The organism is Caballeronia insecticola (assembly GCF_000402035.1).
Lineage (GTDB): Bacteria > Pseudomonadota > Gammaproteobacteria > Burkholderiales > Burkholderiaceae > Caballeronia > Caballeronia insecticola.
Genome location: NC_021294.1, coordinates 1,427,355 through 1,442,247 on the forward strand (window position 1 = coordinate 1,427,355; position 14,893 = coordinate 1,442,247).

Consider the following 14,893-nt stretch of genomic DNA (forward strand, 5'->3'; position numbering starts at 1 on the left):
CGCGATATGTCCGCATTCGGAGAGCAACGGCTTTATATCGGCGGCGAATACGTCGATGCGACGAGCGGCGAAACCTTCGACACGCTCGATCCCGCCAACGGCGAAACGCTCGCACGCGTGCAGCAGGCATCGCAAGCGGATATCGATCGCGCGGTGCGGTCCGCGCGCGACGGCCAGCGCGAATGGGCGGCGCTCACCGCGATGCAGCGTTCGCGCATCCTGCGCCGCGCCGTCGATCTGCTACGTGCGCGCAACGACGAACTCGCCGCGCTGGAAACACGCGATACGGGCAAGCCGATTGCGGAAACGCGCGCGGTCGATATCGTCACGGGCGCGGATGTGCTCGAGTACTACGCGGGACTCGCGACGGCTATCGAAGGCGAGCAGATTCCGCTGCGCGAATCGTCGTTCGTGTATACGCGGCGCGAACCGCTCGGCGTGTGCGCGGGCATCGGCGCATGGAACTATCCGCTTCAGATCGCGTGCTGGAAGTCCGCGCCCGCGCTGGCGGCGGGCAACGCGATGATCTTCAAGCCCAGCGAGATCACGCCGTTGAGCGCGCTGAAGCTCGCCGAAATCTATACGGAGGCGGGCGTGCCCGCGGGCGTGTTCAACGTCGTACAGGGCGATGGACGCGTCGGCGCGATGCTCGCCGGGCATGCGGGCATCGAGAAGATATCGTTCACGGGCGGCGTCGAGACCGGCAAGAAAGTGATGGCGCACGCAGGCGCATCGACGCTCAAGGAAGTGACGATGGAACTCGGCGGCAAGTCGCCGCTCATCGTGTTCGACGATGCGAACCTCGAACGCGCCGCCGATATCGCGATGAGCGCGAACTTCTTCAGCTCGGGCCAGGTGTGCACGAACGGCACGCGCGTGTTCGTCGAGCGCGGCGTGATCGACAAGTTCGAAGCGCTCGTGCTGGAACGCGTAACGCGCATTCGTATCGGCGCGCCGGATGATCCGCAGACCAACTTCGGGCCGCTCGCCAGCGCCGCGCAATTGCAGAAAGTGCTGGGCTTTATCGAGAGCGGCAAGCGGGAAGGCGCGCGGCTCGTCGCGGGCGGATCGCGCATGACCGATGGCGCGTTCGCGCGCGGCCAGTATGTCGAGCCGACCGTCTTCGCCGATTGCCGCGACGACATGCGTATCGTGCGTGAGGAAATCTTCGGTCCGGTAATGAGCATCCTCGCATTCGACGACGAAGACGAAGTCATCGCCCGCGCCAACGATACGGCCTATGGCCTGGCCGCGGGCGTCGTGACGGAGAATCTGTCGCGTGCGCATCGCGTGATTCATCGGCTGGAAGCGGGCATTTGCTGGATCAACACGTGGGGCGAGTCGCCTGCGGAGATGCCGGTTGGCGGATACAAGCAATCGGGCGTCGGGCGCGAGAACGGCATCGTGACGTTGAACGCGTACACGCGCATCAAGTCCGTGCAGGTCGAACTCGGTCCCTATCAACCGGTGTTTTGAGGAGCCAGGCGATGAGCGCGAACGAATACGACTACATCATCGTCGGCGCGGGATCAGCGGGCAACGTGCTCGCCTCGCGTCTCACCGAAGACGAAGACGTGACCGTGCTGCTGCTCGAAGCGGGCGGACCGGATTATCGCTTCGACTTTCGCACGCAGATGCCTGCCGCGCTCGCGTATCCGTTGCAGGGGCGGCGCTACAACTGGGCGTATGCGACGGAGCCCGAGCCTCACATGAACAACCGCCGCATGGAATGCGGACGCGGCAAGGGGCTGGGTGGATCGTCGCTGATCAACGGCATGTGCTATATCCGCGGCAATGCGCTCGATTACGACAACTGGGCCGCGCAACCGGGCCTCGATGACTGGAGCTATCTCGATTGCCTGCCGTATTTTCGGCGCGCGGAGACACGCGATGTCGGACCGAATGCCTATCACGGCAGCGACGGTCCCGTGCATGTCACGACGAGCAAGCCCGGCAACAATCCGCTTTTCGCAGCGATGGTCGAGGCCGGCGTGCAGGCGGGCTATCCGCGCACGGACGATCTGAACGGCTATCAGCAAGAAGGTTTCGGACCGATGGATCGCACCGTGACCGCCAAAGGACGGCGTGCGAGCACGGCGCGCGGTTATCTGGATCGCGCGAAGCATCGCGCCAATCTGACGGTCGTCACGCACGCAATCACCGACCGCGTGTTGTTCTCGGGCAAGCGGGCAGTCGGCGTGGCGTATCTGCAAGGCGGGCAGCGTGTCACGGCGCATGTGCGGCGCGAAGTGCTCGTGTGCAGCGGCGCGATTGCATCGCCTCAATTGCTGCAACGTTCGGGCGTCGGCAATGCGCGCTGGCTGAAGGAACTGGAGATTCCCGTGGTGCACGATCTGCCGGGCGTCGGTGAGAATTTACAGGACCATCTCGAGATGTATATGCAGTACGAGTGCAAGGAACCTGTCTCGCTGTATCCGGCGTTGAAGTGGTGGAATCAGCCGGCGATCGGCATCGAATGGCTGTTACGCGGGACGGGCATCGGCGCGAGCAATCAGTTCGAAGCGGGCGGATTCATTCGCACGCGGGACGACGATCTCTGGCCGAACATCCAGTATCACTTTCTGCCGGTCGCGATCAACTACAACGGCTCGAACGCGATCGAGATGCATGGCTTTCAGGCGCACGTTGGGTCGATGCGCTCGCCGAGCCGTGGGCGCGTGAAGCTCAAGTCGCGCGACCCGAATGCGCATCCGGGCATTCTGTTCAACTACATGGCCGATCCGCTCGACTGGCGCGAGTTCCGCGATGCAATTCGCATCACGCGGGAGATCATGCGTCAGCCTGCGCTGGAACGCTATCGCGGACGCGAGCTGCATCCATCCGATGACCTGAAAAGCGATACCGAACTCGATGCATTCGTGCGCGCGAAGGCGGAGACGGCTTATCACCCTTCGTGCTCGTGCAAGATGGGTTACGACGATATGGCGGTCGTCGATGGCGAGGGACGCGTGCACGGCATGCAGGGCTTGCGCGTGATCGATGCATCGATCATGCCGCAGATCACGACCGGCAATCTCAACGCACCGACGATCATGATGGCGGAGAAGATTGCGGATCGGATTCGCGGGAGGGAGGCGTTGGCGCGGGTGGAGACGGCTTATTTTGTGGCGAAGGGAAAGCGCGCTCGGAATCAGCAGGAGTTCAATCAGACGCAAGCCGTTGAAATGGCGGACGCGCGACGAGTGTAAGCGCGACGCACATGAAAAAAGGCCGCGAAAACATCGCGGCCTTCCAGACACGTTCCGTCCAACTCTTCATTCCCGCGCCGAAACCAGAACCCCGCTTCCTTTCTGCTCCTGCGCCTCCGATACCAGCGTCTCCAGCGCAAGCCCGCGCGTTTCGATACCGAGCAGCCACACCGCGGCCGCCGCGATGACGAAGCACAGTGCCCCGAGCGAAAACACGCCGCCCTGCCCGAACACCGGCAACACGACGCCCACGACATAAGGCCCGATCAACGACCCGACGCGACCAATCGCCGATGCGAAACCCGACCCCGTCGCCCGCGCGCCGGTGCCGTACAACTCCGGCGTGTAGGTATAAAGCACCGCCCACATCGCGAAGAGAAAGAACTGCATGGCGAGACCCGCGCAGATCAGAAGCGTCGGCGTTTCGGCATGCAATGCGGTCTGTCCGTATAGATAAGCCATCACGCCGCTGCCGATCAGCGACGCGATGCAGGTCGGCTTGCGCCCCCATCGTTCGACGAGCCACGCCGCGCACAGAAAACCCGGCACGCCGCCGAGCGAAATCAGCACGGTATAGAGCACGGACTTGGTAACGGCAAAGCCCGCTTGCTGCATCAGCGCGCCCAGCCACGATGTCAGTCCATAGAAGCCGAGCAGCGCGAAGAACCACAGCATCCACACCATCACCGTGCGCCGCCGATACGCGACGCTCCAGATCTCGCGAAACGCGCCGGTGCCTTTTTGCGCCGGCGGTTCGGCGAGCATCGCGGGCGGCGGCAACTGACTCAGCCCCTTCGCTTTCATCACCTTCACTTCGACGTCGGCGAGCACGCGATCCGCGTCGGCAAACCGTCCGCGATGTTCGAGCCAGCGCGGCGATTCCGGAACGACACGCCGCACGATCAACACAAACACGGCCGGAATCGCGAGCAGTGCGAACTCGGTGCGCCAGCCGAATTTCGGCAGCACGAAATACGACACCACGCCCGACGCGATGAAGCCTAGCGGCCAGAATCCGTCCATCAGCGCGATCAGTCTGCCGCGCGAGGCGGTCGGCACGAATTCGGACAGCAGTGTCTGCGCGATCGGAAACTCCATGCCCATGCCGACGCCCAGCAGCACGCGATAGAGGATCAACGCATCGACGGATTGCGCCGTCGAGCAGAGATACGACGCAAGGCCCCACAGCACCATGCTCCACTGGAACACGGGGCGTCGTCCGAAGCGATCCGCGAGCAGGCCCGCGACGGCCGCGCCCAGCACCATGCCGAAGAAGCTCGCGCTGGCGACGAGCCCCGCCATCGCCGACGACAAACCGAACTCGCTCTTGATGGAGCCGAGCACGAAGGTCATCGTGCCGAGATCGACGGAATCGAAGAAGAACGCAATCGCGATGATGATGAAGATGGTCCGGTGATAGCCGGAAAACGGCAGGCGTTCGAGCCGGGCCGCGGCGCTCGCGCGCGGCTGCGTGGCGTGCGTGGCAATAGACATGTCATCCCTCTCGATGCGGCGGGGCCGCGTGAACACTCGATGATCGATCTGACGAAGCGTCTTCAGTAGACGCCGACATAAATCGGCGACATAGAAGATTTGCGTCATGGGGATGGGATGGGGGCGTCATGGGCGCGGGTCATGTGTGAAGCGGGTGCGCGCGGTCGTGGCGATGTGCGTCAAGGCTTCGACACTCAACCTCGCCGCCACCCCCTTCACATACTCATGATGTCGCTCCTCGAGCGGCGCACCAAGATACTGCGCATGCAGATAGCGAATCAACGCAATCCGCCGATGCCTGAGCTCAATACTCCGCTCAAGCAACGCAAGCGCCGCGCCCGCATCGCGCTCCTTGCACGCGCGTTCGGACAGCCCCGCAGCAACATCACGCGACGAAGACATCACACCGACGCGTGGCGCGCAGCAGCCTGCATGCGCCACGCATCGTAATCCGCGCGCCGCCAGTCGAGCTCAAGCCCGAGACGCCGCGTACCCTCGCGAATCTTAGGCTTATGCAGCATCAACGTAAGCGCATCGAGCGCGGGCCATTCATCGAACGAAAGCGCCGCAATCTCCACCGCGAGCGTCTCCAGCAAGCGCGTATGCGGCTTCGCTTCGAGAAACGCACTCACGCGATGGCACCACGCTTCGTAATCGATCAGACCTTCGTCCGATTCGTGCGGCATCTCGCGATAACGCAGGCTCGCATCGATGCACACGGCTTGCGGCGCTTCATGCTCATGCGCGTACAGGCCGACGCGCGTCGTCACGTGCAACGCTTCGACGACCACGCGCCAGCCCTGTCCGCCCGCTTCCAGCGGTTCGAACGGCTTCATGCGAGCAGCGGCTCGGCCGCATCGAGCATCATCTTCACGAAGTAGTCCGCGAAGCTGCGGCGCACGATCATCTCGAAGCGATCGCCGCCGAGCGGCACGAGCGTCAGCGATGCCTTGAAGTAATGGCTCTGCGCGCACTGTCCCTCGCCGAACACCTTCGGATGCAGATCGAGCGGACAGCCGCGCGACAGCACTTCACGCGTCTTCGGACCGTCGATATCGAGCACCGTATAACCGCTGCCGATATCCACCGCCGCCGAAAACTGGCCGACGAACGCCGCGCGCAGTTTCGCTTCGAGCGGCGCGGGACGCGAGGCATCGTGCGCCGCGTCGGAATGCACGAGCCATTCGTCGGGACCGAGCCACAGCATCGTGTAGCCGTTGCCGCGCGCAATCGTGTTGGCCTTCTCGGGCGGCACGCAGCCGATCACGGCCTGCACCGCCTTCACGAACGCGGCATCGCGCGTATCGCCGCGCACGTTCACGAGTTCGAGAAACGGCCGCTCCGTCAGACGGAACGCTTTCGGCGAGCCACCCTGATGCGCTTTCAACAGCGCATCGGCGCCTACGAGCGGCGACTCCTGCCACACGCCTTGTCCGCTGATGGCACGATCGACGACCGTCGCGGAAGCCTTGATTTCATTCAACATGCTGACGTGCTCCTTCGCTGTCGTAGAACACCGAACTGGTGATTTTCGCGTGGACCTGCTTGCCGTTCGCGAGCGGAATCAGAACCGATTCGCCCATCTTGTCGAGACCGCCCTTCACGACCGCGAGCGCAATCGAGCGCTTCAAAATAGGGCTGTAATAGCTCGACGTAACGTGACCGAGCATCGGCGCGGTGTCGCCCTGGAACGGACCGGAGACGATCTGCGCGCCTTCCGGAAGCACGTACGAAGGATCGTCGGTCAGCAGCCCGACGAACTGCTTGCGCCCCGGCTTCGACGTATCCGAGCGCGCGAGCGAACGCTTGCCGATAAAGTCCTTCGACTTCGCGACGAGCCCGCCCATGCCGAGGTCGTAAGGCGTCATCGAGCCATCCGTATCCTGCCCGACGATGATGTAGCCCTTCTCCGCGCGCAGCACGTGCATCGTTTCCGTGCCGTATGGCGTGATGTCGAACTCCGCGCCCGCTTCCATCAGCGCCTCCCACACCGCGCGGCCCACGTTGGCCGGCACGTTCACTTCGTAGGCAAGCTCGCCCGAGAAGCTGATGCGCATCACGCGCGCCGATGCGCCCGCCACGGTGCCATCGCGATAGCTCATGAACGGGAACGCCGCATTCGCGAAGTCGATGTCCTGACACACCTTCTGCAGCACCTTGCGGCTGTTCGGACCGACGACAGCGAACGTCGCCCAGTGATCCGTCACCGATGCGAGACGCACGCGCATGTCGGGCCATTCGGTCTGCAGCCAGCGTTCGAGCCACGTCAGCACGCGCGCCGCGCCGCCGGTGGTCGTCGTCATCATGTAGTGCTGTTCGCCGAGACGCACGGTCACGCCGTCGTCGAAGATCATGCCGTTCTCGTCGAGCATCAGGCCATAGCGGCACTTGCCGACTTCGAGCTTGCTCCACGGATTCGTGTACATCCAGTTGAGCAGCTTCGCGGAATCGGGGCCTTGGATGTCGATCTTGCCGAGCGTCGATGCATCGAGAATGCCGACGCTCTCGCGCACCGCAAGCGACTCGCGCGCGACCGCTGTGTGCATGTCCTCGCCCGCCTTCGGGTAGTACCAGGGACGCTTCCAGTTGCCGACATCCTCGAACATCGCGCCGTTCTCGACGTGCCATTCGTGGATCGCGGTCTTGCGCACCGGATCGAGGAATTCGCCCAGCTCGCGGCCCGCGAACGTGCCGAAAGTGACAGGGGTGTAATTCGGGCGGAAGGTCGTCGTGCCGGTCTCGGGAATGGTCTTGCCCAAGGCCTGCGCGAGAATCGCCATGCCGTTGATGTTGCCGAGCTTGCCCTGATCCGTGCCGAAGCCCATCGCCGTATAGCGCTTCACGTGCTCGACCGACTCGAAGCCTTCGCGCGCGGCGAGGAAGATGTCGGCGGCGGATACGTCGTTCTGAAAGTCGATGAACTGCTTGGGACCGCGCGTCGCCATGTCCCGGCCGCCGACGAGCCACAGCGGCAGCATCGGCGCTTCGACGATTTCCGCGACCTTCACCGGCTGCGGCTTCGCGACGATATGACCCGCCGCGCGCGCCGCGTCCGCGCCCGCCTCCACGCCGAAGCGAATGCCGCGCGCCAGCGTGAACTCGCCCGCGCATGCGCCGACGCTGCTTTCCGCCTGCATCGCCTTGCCCGGCACGAAGCACGCTTTCTCGTCGTGCCAGTGCGCCTTGCCGCCCGATTGCGCGAACAAGTGCAACACGGGACTCCAGCCGCCCGACATCGCGACAAGATCGCAGGGCAGGTCGGTCTGCTTCGGGCCGACTTCGCCCTTCGCATACGATGCCACTTCCACCGACGCCACGCGCAGCTTGCCGCGCGCCACCGTGATCACCGCGTTGTTCAGCACGCGAATGCCGTAGCGGCGCGCGGCCGCGGGCAACGCCCCCTTCGATTCGACGGCACGCGGATCGACGACCGTCACTTCCGCGCCGGCCGCCTTGAGATCGAGCGCGCATTGATACGCGTCGTCGTTGTTGGTGAAGACGACCGCGTTGCGGCCCGGCAGCACCGCATAGCGATGCAGATACGTGGACACCGCCGACGCCAGCATGATGCCCGGCAGATCGTTGTTGCCGAACACGATCGGACGCTCGTGCGCGCCGGTCGCGAGAACCACGCGCTTTGCACGGATCTTCCACAGCAGCTCGCGCGTGCCCTTGCGCATCGATACGGGCAGATGATCCGTCAGACGCTGCGTGACCGTCACGAGGTTGTGATCCTGATAGCCGAACGCCGTGCTGCGCGACAGAATCTTCACGTCGGGCATGCGGCGCAACTCGGCTTCGATCTTCTGCACCCATTGCTGTCCCGGCTTGCCGTCGATCTCCGCACGGCACGACAGCAGCGAGCCGCCGAGTTCGCGCTGATCGTCGACGAGAATGACGCGCGCGCCCGACAAGCCCGCGGCATGCGCCGCCGCAAGACCCGAAGGCCCGCCGCCGACAACCAGCACGTCGCAATGCGCGAAGCACTTGTCGTAGCGATCGGCGTCGAGATGCTTCGGTGCTTCGCCGAGGCCGGCTGCATCGCGGATCACTTCTTCGTACTTCGGCCAGAACTTGCGCGGCCACATGAAGGTCTTGTAGTAGAAGCCTGCGGGAATGAAGCGCGCGATCTTCTGATTGACCGCCATGCGATCGTTCTCGATGTTCGGCTTCGCGTTCACGCTCGTCGCGACGAGTCCCTGATACAACTCCACTTCCGTCGCGCGCGCATTCGGCACGGTGTAGGCACCGGTTTCGAGCTGCACGACTGCATTCGGCTCTTCGACGCCCGCCGTGATGATGCCGCGCGGCCGGTGATACTTCCAGCTACGCGCGACGAAGTGTTCCCCGTTGGCGAGCAGCGCGGACGCAAGCGTATCGCCTTCGTAGCCCTGATAAGTCTTGCCATTAAACGTGAAGGTCAGGCTGATTGCGCGATTGATGCGCCCGCCCAGTCCGAGTCGGTCTTTCTGGCTCATTTCGACGTGCCTCCCGTCTTTGCCACATCATCGTTCATGACGGCCAGCGGACGGTCGAACGTCTCGTAGCCTTGAATTTCATAGGAAACCGTATCGCGCTGCGCCTTGAACCAGCGGCGGCAACCTTGCGCATGCATCCATTGTTCGCGATGCACGCCGCGCGGATTCTTGCGCATGAAGAGGTAATCGCCCCATTCGCGATCGGTGAGTTTTTCGGTGTCGAGCGGGCGCGCGATATCCGCTTCGCCGCCGCAGGAAAATTCGGTTTCGGCGCGCGGCCCGCACCAGGGGCATTCGATCAGCAACATGGTTCTCGTCTCCAGTGCGTATTAGTGGGCCACGGCAGCCGCGCCGTGTTCGTCGATCAGATGACCGGTATAGAAACGATCCAGCGAGAACGGCGCATTCAGCGCGTGCGGCTCGTCCTTCGCGATGGTGTGCGCATACGCCCAGCCCGATCCGGGCGTCGCCTTGAAGCCGCCCGTGCCCCAGCCGCAGTTGAGGTAGAGGCCTTTGACATCGGTCTTGCTGATGATCGGGCACGCATCCGGCGACACATCGACAATGCCGCCCCACTGACGATTCATGCGCACGCGCGAGAACACCGGGAACATCTCGACGATCGCCTCCAGCGTGCCTTCGATGATGTGAAAGCTGCCGCGCTGCCCGAAGCCCGTGTACTGATCGACGCCCGCACCGATCACGAGATCGCCCTTGTCGGACTGGCTGATGTACGCGTGCACCGCGTTCGACATCACGACCGTGTTCACCACCGGCTTGATCGGCTCGGACACGAGCGCCTGCAACGGATGGCTTTCGAGCGGCAGACGCACGCCGGCCATGTCGGCGAGCGTCGTCGTGTTGCCGGCCGCGACGATCGCGACTTTCTTCGCCTTGATGTGGCCTTTGGTCGTATCGACGCCCGTCACGCGATTGCCTTCGCGGCGAATGCCCACGACCTGACAGTTCTGGATGATGTCGACGCCCGCGCGATCCGCGCCGCGTGCGAAGCCCCACGCCACGGCATCGTGACGCGCCACGCCGCCGCGACGCTGAATCGACGCGCCCAGCACCGGATAACGGCTGTTGAGATTGATGGTCGGCTCGATTTCCTTGATCTGCTGCGGCGTGAGGAATTCGGCATCGACGCCGTTGAGACGGTTCGCGTTCACGCGGCGCTCGGTGTCGCGCACGTCTTGCAGCGTGTGCGCGAGATTCATCACGCCGCGCTGGCTGAACATCACGTTGTAGTTGAGATCCTGCGAAAGCCCTTCCCACAGCTTCATCGCTTTCTCGTACAGCGCGGCGGATTCGTCCCACAGATAATTCGAGCGCACGATGGTCGTGTTGCGCGCGGTATTGCCGCCGCCGATCCATCCCTTCTCCAGAATCGCGACGTTCGTGATTCCATGCTCTTTCGCGAGGTAATACGCGGTCGCGAGACCATGACCGCCGCCGCCGACGATCACCACATCGTATTCGCGCTTGGGCTCGGGACTTCGCCACTGGCGCTCCCAGTTCTCGTGATACGACATGCCGTTGCGCAAGAGGCTGAAGATGGAATAGCGGCTCATGGTGTTTCCTTAGTGCGGTGTTATGCGTTTGGGCTAGTCAGCATTCGATGACGTTCACGGCGAGGCCACCGCGCGACGTCTCCTTGTATTTCGTCTTCATGTCGGCGCCGGTTTCGCGCATCGTCTTGATGACGGAATCGAGCGACACGTAATGCTTGCCGTCGCCCTTCATCGCCATGCGCGCGGCGTTGAGGGCCTTGATCGCGCCCATCGCGTTGCGTTCGATGCACGGAATCTGCACGAGTCCGCCAACGGGATCGCACGTCATGCCGAGGTTGTGTTCCATGCCGATTTCCGCGGCGTTCTCGACTTGCGCGGGCGTGCCGCCCATCACGGCGGCGAGTGCTGCGGCGGCCATCGAGCACGCGACGCCCACTTCGCCCTGGCAGCCGACTTCCGCGCCCGAAATGGACGCCGTTTCCTTGTAGATGATGCCGATGGCCGCGGCCGTCAGCAGGAAGCGCACGATGCCTTCGTCGTTCGCGCCGTGCATGAACTTCACGTAGTAATGCAGCACGGCGGGAATCACGCCGGCCGCGCCGTTGGTCGGCGCCGTGACGACGCGCCCGCCCGCGGCGTTTTCCTCGTTGACGGCCATCGCATAGAGATTGACCCAGTCGAGCATCGAGAGCGGATCGCGCAATGACTCTTCCGAGCGCGAACGCAGGCTCGCGGACAAATCGGCCGCACGGCGCTTCACCTGCATCGGGCCGGGCAAGTCGCCGCGCTCCTTGCAACCGCGCTCGACGCACGCGGCCATCACGCGCCACACGGCGAGCATGCCCTCGCGCACTTCGGCTTCGGTGCGATTCGCGCATTCGTTCTGCATCGTCACTTCGGCGATGGACAGGCCGGTCTCGTTGCACACGCGCATGAGGTCGCCGCCGGTGCGAAACGGATGCGGCACCGTGCCCGCCGCGCGCACGCCGTTCACGCGATCGCCTTCACGGTTCACGACGAAGCCGCCGCCGACCGAGTAATACTCTTTCTCGACGAGCAGTTGGCCGTTTTCGTCGAACGCCTGAAAGCGCATGCCGTTCGGATGCACGATGCTCGATCCCGGCGCGCCCGGCATCAGCTTGCGATAGAAGCCGATGTGCTCGCGCTCCTCGAACGCGACGTCGTGCTTGCCGAGCAGGCTGAGCCGCTTCGTCGCGCGAATCTCGGCGAGACGCGGCGCGATCATGTCCGGATCGATCAGGTCGGGCAGATTGCCTTCGAGGCCGAGCAGCACGGCCTTGTCGGTGCCGTGGCCCTTGCCGGTCGCACCGAGCGAACCGAAGAGTTCGGCGCGCACGCGCGTGACGAAGGCGAGCAGGTTCGCGTCCTCGATATGCGAGGCGAAGCGGCACGCCGCGATCATCGGCCCGACGGTATGCGAGCTGGACGGTCCGATGCCGATCTTGAACAGATCGAAGACGCTGACGTTCATGGGCGAATCCCTGGGTGGCTTGCGCTGGGTTGGGTGACGGTATGACGCCATTGCACCAAACCGCAAAAACTCCCGATAGAACAAAAACGCCGTCGAAATGGGATGGCGACGTCAGCGCGGAATTCTGTCGCGAGCGCATGGCGGATTTGCCAATAATCCTGACGCTCCTACGAAAGTCGGCGCTTCACAGCGCGCGCCGCACGACGCGTGTCCGCGCGCCGTTCGTCGCAAATTCAGCCATTTTTGAGACTGTTCCGACAGGCTGAAAGCGAACGCATCGGTATATTCCCTTAGCTTAAATCCCCTGTTTGCTCCCACATCTGGAATGGAAAATCACGCCCTGACCGACCAGTTCTTCAAGTCCTGGGTCTTCGCGTTTCTGATCGGCGCCGTTGTCATCGGCGCGCTTCAGGTCGCCGATATCGTCTCTCTCGACCGCATCTCGCGGCAGGCGCCCATCTGGGCCGCGCTGGCGGTGCTGTGCTGCATCGATCCCGCGTTGCGCTACTTCGGCGTGTTGAAAGCGGAAATCGAACAGCGCTGGGCCGACTTCACCGTCGCCACGTTGCTCGGCCGCGCGTTCGGCGCGCTTGTCGGCGGTGCGTTCGCGTGGGGCATCTCCGTGCTCGGCCGCTGAAACCTTCCTCGCGTTTTCCTGCTGTTCCTTCGCCCGGCGCCCTTCGGCGCCGGGCGCGCCATTTCTGACGCGCGTCCCGCCGCTTGCGCACGAGTGTTATGCTCGACGGATCATTTCGAGCCCATTCCGAGCCGCACGTCACGCGCATGAACCCCGCAGATTCCCTTCCGCCGCAGTCCATCGACGGTCAATCGAAATCGCGCATCCGCTTCGGCATCATCCTGCTGCCGAACTTCACGCTGACCGCGTTCGCAGGCTTCGTCGATCTGTTGCGCCTGTCCGCCGACGAAGGCGATTTCAGCCGACCGGTGCGTTGCTCGTGGAGCGTGATCGGCGAAACGCTCGCGCCGGTACGCGCGAGTTGCGGCATCCAGATCACGCCGTGGGAAACCTTCGAGCAGGCCGAGCCGTTCGACTACGTCGTCGTGGTCGGCGGTCTGCTGCATTCGGGCCCTGCCGCCAGCGACGCCACGCTGCAGTTCATCCGCCGCGCGGCCGCCACGGACGCGACCATCGTCGGCATGTGCACGGGCGTCTTCTCGATGATGCGCGCCGGCGTGCTCGAAGGGCATCGCGTCTGCGTGAGCTGGTTTCACTACTGGGACTTCGTCGAGCGCTTCCCGCATGCGGATGAACAGTCGCTCGTCGCGGATCGCCTGTTCGTGATCGACCGGCGGCGCATTACATGCTCGGGCGGACGCGCATCGATCGATGTGGCCGCCGCCATTCTCCTGCGTCACTTCGAAACGGCAACGGTGCAGAAGGCGCTGCGCATTCTGCTCGTCGACGACATGCAGAAGGGCAATGCGCCGCAGCCGCATCCGCCGGGTCTCGCGCCCGCGACGCATCCGAAGGTGAAACGTGCGATCCTGCTGATGGAGCAGCACGTCGGACGTTCGCTCACGCTCGACGAACTTGCGCACAAGCTCGATCTTTCGACGCGGCAGCTCGAACGCCTCTTCAAGGCCGAGACCGGCAAGGCGCCGCAGGCGTATGCGAAGCAGGTTCGTTTGCGCACCGCCGCGTGGCTGCTGACGAGTTCGGACAAGACAGTGGCCGATATCGCGTCGAGTTGCGGCTTCTCCGATGCATCGCATCTGGGCCGCGAGTTCCGCAAGCAATTCGGTGTGCCGCCGATGATGTATCGCGAGCAAGGCGGCGTGCAGGACGACGCGCCGGAAGCCACGCAGGCAATGGACTACGACGAAACTTTCCCGGGCCGCGCCCAGGCGATCTAGCAGGATCTGTTCACGTTTTCCGCGGCTCATCAAACCAAGGAGGAACGGCATGGAGACTCACGGATATTCGCAGGAAGAATGGCAGGTGCGTTGCGATCTGGCGGCGCTGTATCGCGTGATTGGGCATTTCCGCTGGACCGACATGATCTTCACGCACATCAGCGCGCGCGTGCCCGGCTCCGACCATCACTTTCTGATCAACCGCTATGGCGTGCTGTTCGACGAGATGCGCGCGTCGGATCTGGTGCGCATCGACAGCGAGGGACGTCCGGTCGAAGCGGGCGCGCGCGACGATCCCGATCGTTATCGCGTGAATCCGGCGGGCTTCACGATTCACTCGGCGATCCACATGGCGCGTCATGACGCGGTGTGCGTCGTGCATACGCATACGGCCGCCGGGGCGGCCGTGTCCGCGCAGAAACAAGGCCTCTTGCCGATCAGCCAGCATGCGCTCAAGTATTACGGCCATCTCGCGTATCACGATTACGAAGGCATTGCGCTCGATCTCGCCGAACGGGACCGGCTCGTGAACGACCTCGGCTCGCATAACGCGATGATCCTGAAGAATCACGGCTTGCTCACATGCGGCAAGTCGATTCCCGAAGCGTTTCAGGAGATGTATTTCCTCGAGCGCGCGTGCGAGATTCAGTTGCGCGCAATGGCGGGCAATGCGGAGCTGATCTTTCCATCGGAGAAGGTGTGCGCGCTGACGGCTTCGCAATATCGGCGCGACGATGCGGAAGGCATCACCGCCCTGCAATGGCAAGCCGCATTGCGGATGATCGAAGGCGGCGCGAGAACCGATTACCGAAGCTGACGCGCCGCCGCTGC

The 14,893-nt window shown here is 63.7% G+C and carries 13 protein-coding genes; 5 read left to right on the forward strand and 8 right to left on the reverse strand.

Going from position 1 to position 14,893, the window contains the following annotated elements; genetic code table 11:
- Positions 1–6: 6 nt before the first annotated feature.
- Entirely contained in the window at positions 7–1,476 is a 1,470-nt protein-coding gene (betB, locus tag BRPE64_RS20570; protein WP_016355473.1) for a betaine-aldehyde dehydrogenase, read from the forward strand.
- A gap of 11 nt (positions 1,477–1,487) precedes the next feature.
- Complete coding sequence (betA, locus tag BRPE64_RS20575; RefSeq protein WP_016355474.1) at positions 1,488–3,209, forward strand: choline dehydrogenase; 1,722 nt, start codon at positions 1,488–1,490, stop codon at positions 3,207–3,209.
- Between the two features lie 66 nt (positions 3,210–3,275).
- Here betA and BRPE64_RS20580 read toward each other — a convergent pair whose 3' ends face one another.
- The 8 genes from BRPE64_RS20580 to BRPE64_RS20615 form a co-directional block, all read right to left on the reverse strand.
- Positions 3,276–4,703 (reverse strand): MFS transporter, encoded by a 1,428-nt coding sequence (locus BRPE64_RS20580; RefSeq protein WP_044042812.1) that lies wholly within the window; start codon positions 4,701–4,703, stop codon positions 3,276–3,278.
- A gap of 126 nt (positions 4,704–4,829) precedes the next feature.
- Positions 4,830–5,105 (reverse strand): hypothetical protein, encoded by a 276-nt coding sequence (locus BRPE64_RS20585; RefSeq protein ID WP_044042616.1) that lies wholly within the window; start codon positions 5,103–5,105, stop codon positions 4,830–4,832.
- Entirely contained in the window at positions 5,105–5,539 is a 435-nt protein-coding gene (locus BRPE64_RS20590) for a dihydroneopterin aldolase (protein ID WP_016355477.1), read from the reverse strand. The genes BRPE64_RS20585 and BRPE64_RS20590 overlap by 1 nt, the downstream gene beginning before the upstream one ends.
- Positions 5,536–6,189, reverse strand: coding sequence for a sarcosine oxidase subunit gamma (locus BRPE64_RS20595; protein WP_016355478.1), 654 nt, complete (start codon positions 6,187–6,189; stop codon positions 5,536–5,538). The genes BRPE64_RS20590 and BRPE64_RS20595 overlap by 4 nt, the downstream gene beginning before the upstream one ends.
- Positions 6,179–9,181: a sarcosine oxidase subunit alpha family protein gene (locus tag BRPE64_RS20600; protein ID WP_016355479.1), complete on the reverse strand. Its 3,003-nt coding sequence runs from the start codon at positions 9,179–9,181 to the stop codon at positions 6,179–6,181. The genes BRPE64_RS20595 and BRPE64_RS20600 overlap by 11 nt, the downstream gene beginning before the upstream one ends.
- On the reverse strand, positions 9,178–9,489 hold the full coding sequence (locus tag BRPE64_RS20605; protein ID WP_016355480.1) for a sarcosine oxidase subunit delta: 312 nt from the start codon (positions 9,487–9,489) through the stop codon (positions 9,178–9,180). The genes BRPE64_RS20600 and BRPE64_RS20605 overlap by 4 nt, the downstream gene beginning before the upstream one ends.
- 21 nt (positions 9,490–9,510) lie before the next feature.
- Positions 9,511–10,755 carry a sarcosine oxidase subunit beta family protein gene (locus tag BRPE64_RS20610; RefSeq protein ID WP_016355481.1) on the reverse strand — a complete coding sequence of 415 codons (1,245 nt, stop codon included), beginning with the start codon at positions 10,753–10,755 and terminating at the stop codon, positions 9,511–9,513.
- A 37-nt stretch (positions 10,756–10,792) separates the two neighbouring features.
- Positions 10,793–12,187, reverse strand: coding sequence for an L-serine ammonia-lyase (locus BRPE64_RS20615; RefSeq protein WP_016355482.1), 1,395 nt, complete (start codon positions 12,185–12,187; stop codon positions 10,793–10,795).
- Positions 12,188–12,512: 325 nt separating this feature from the next.
- Between BRPE64_RS20615 and BRPE64_RS20620 the strand changes: the two genes are divergently transcribed.
- From BRPE64_RS20620 to BRPE64_RS20630, 3 genes are all read left to right on the forward strand, one after another.
- Entirely contained in the window at positions 12,513–12,824 is a 312-nt protein-coding gene (locus BRPE64_RS20620; protein WP_016355483.1) for a hypothetical protein, read from the forward strand.
- Between the two features lie 146 nt (positions 12,825–12,970).
- On the forward strand, positions 12,971–14,062 hold the full coding sequence (locus tag BRPE64_RS20625) for a GlxA family transcriptional regulator (protein WP_044042617.1): 1,092 nt from the start codon (positions 12,971–12,973) through the stop codon (positions 14,060–14,062).
- A gap of 49 nt (positions 14,063–14,111) precedes the next feature.
- Complete coding sequence (locus BRPE64_RS20630; RefSeq protein ID WP_016355485.1) at positions 14,112–14,879, forward strand: class II aldolase/adducin family protein; 768 nt, start codon at positions 14,112–14,114, stop codon at positions 14,877–14,879.
- Positions 14,880–14,893: the final 14 nt, after the last annotated feature.

Coding starts and splice junctions, on each gene's coding strand:
- BRPE64_RS20600 (WP_016355479.1), bottom strand. CDS start 9,181: ATGAGCCAGAAAGACCGACTCGGACTGGGCGGGCGCATCAATCGCGCA.
- BRPE64_RS20605 (WP_016355480.1), bottom strand. CDS start 9,489: ATGTTGCTGATCGAATGCCCCTGGTGCGGGCCGCGCGCCGAAACCGAA.
- BRPE64_RS20630 (WP_016355485.1), top strand. CDS start 14,112: ATGGAGACTCACGGATATTCGCAGGAAGAATGGCAGGTGCGTTGCGAT.
- BRPE64_RS20615 (WP_016355482.1), bottom strand. CDS start 12,187: ATGAACGTCAGCGTCTTCGATCTGTTCAAGATCGGCATCGGACCGTCC.
- betA (WP_016355474.1), top strand. CDS start 1,488: ATGAGCGCGAACGAATACGACTACATCATCGTCGGCGCGGGATCAGCG.
- BRPE64_RS20590 (WP_016355477.1), bottom strand. CDS start 5,539: ATGAAGCCGTTCGAACCGCTGGAAGCGGGCGGACAGGGCTGGCGCGTG.
- BRPE64_RS20620 (WP_016355483.1), top strand. CDS start 12,513: ATGGAAAATCACGCCCTGACCGACCAGTTCTTCAAGTCCTGGGTCTTC.
- betB (WP_016355473.1), top strand. CDS start 7: ATGTCCGCATTCGGAGAGCAACGGCTTTATATCGGCGGCGAATACGTC.
- BRPE64_RS20625 (WP_044042617.1), top strand. CDS start 12,971: ATGAACCCCGCAGATTCCCTTCCGCCGCAGTCCATCGACGGTCAATCG.
- BRPE64_RS20585 (WP_044042616.1), bottom strand. CDS start 5,105: ATGTCTTCGTCGCGTGATGTTGCTGCGGGGCTGTCCGAACGCGCGTGC.
- BRPE64_RS20595 (WP_016355478.1), bottom strand. CDS start 6,189: ATGTTGAATGAAATCAAGGCTTCCGCGACGGTCGTCGATCGTGCCATC.
- BRPE64_RS20610 (WP_016355481.1), bottom strand. CDS start 10,755: ATGAGCCGCTATTCCATCTTCAGCCTCTTGCGCAACGGCATGTCGTAT.
- BRPE64_RS20580 (WP_044042812.1), bottom strand. CDS start 4,703: ATGTCTATTGCCACGCACGCCACGCAGCCGCGCGCGAGCGCCGCGGCC.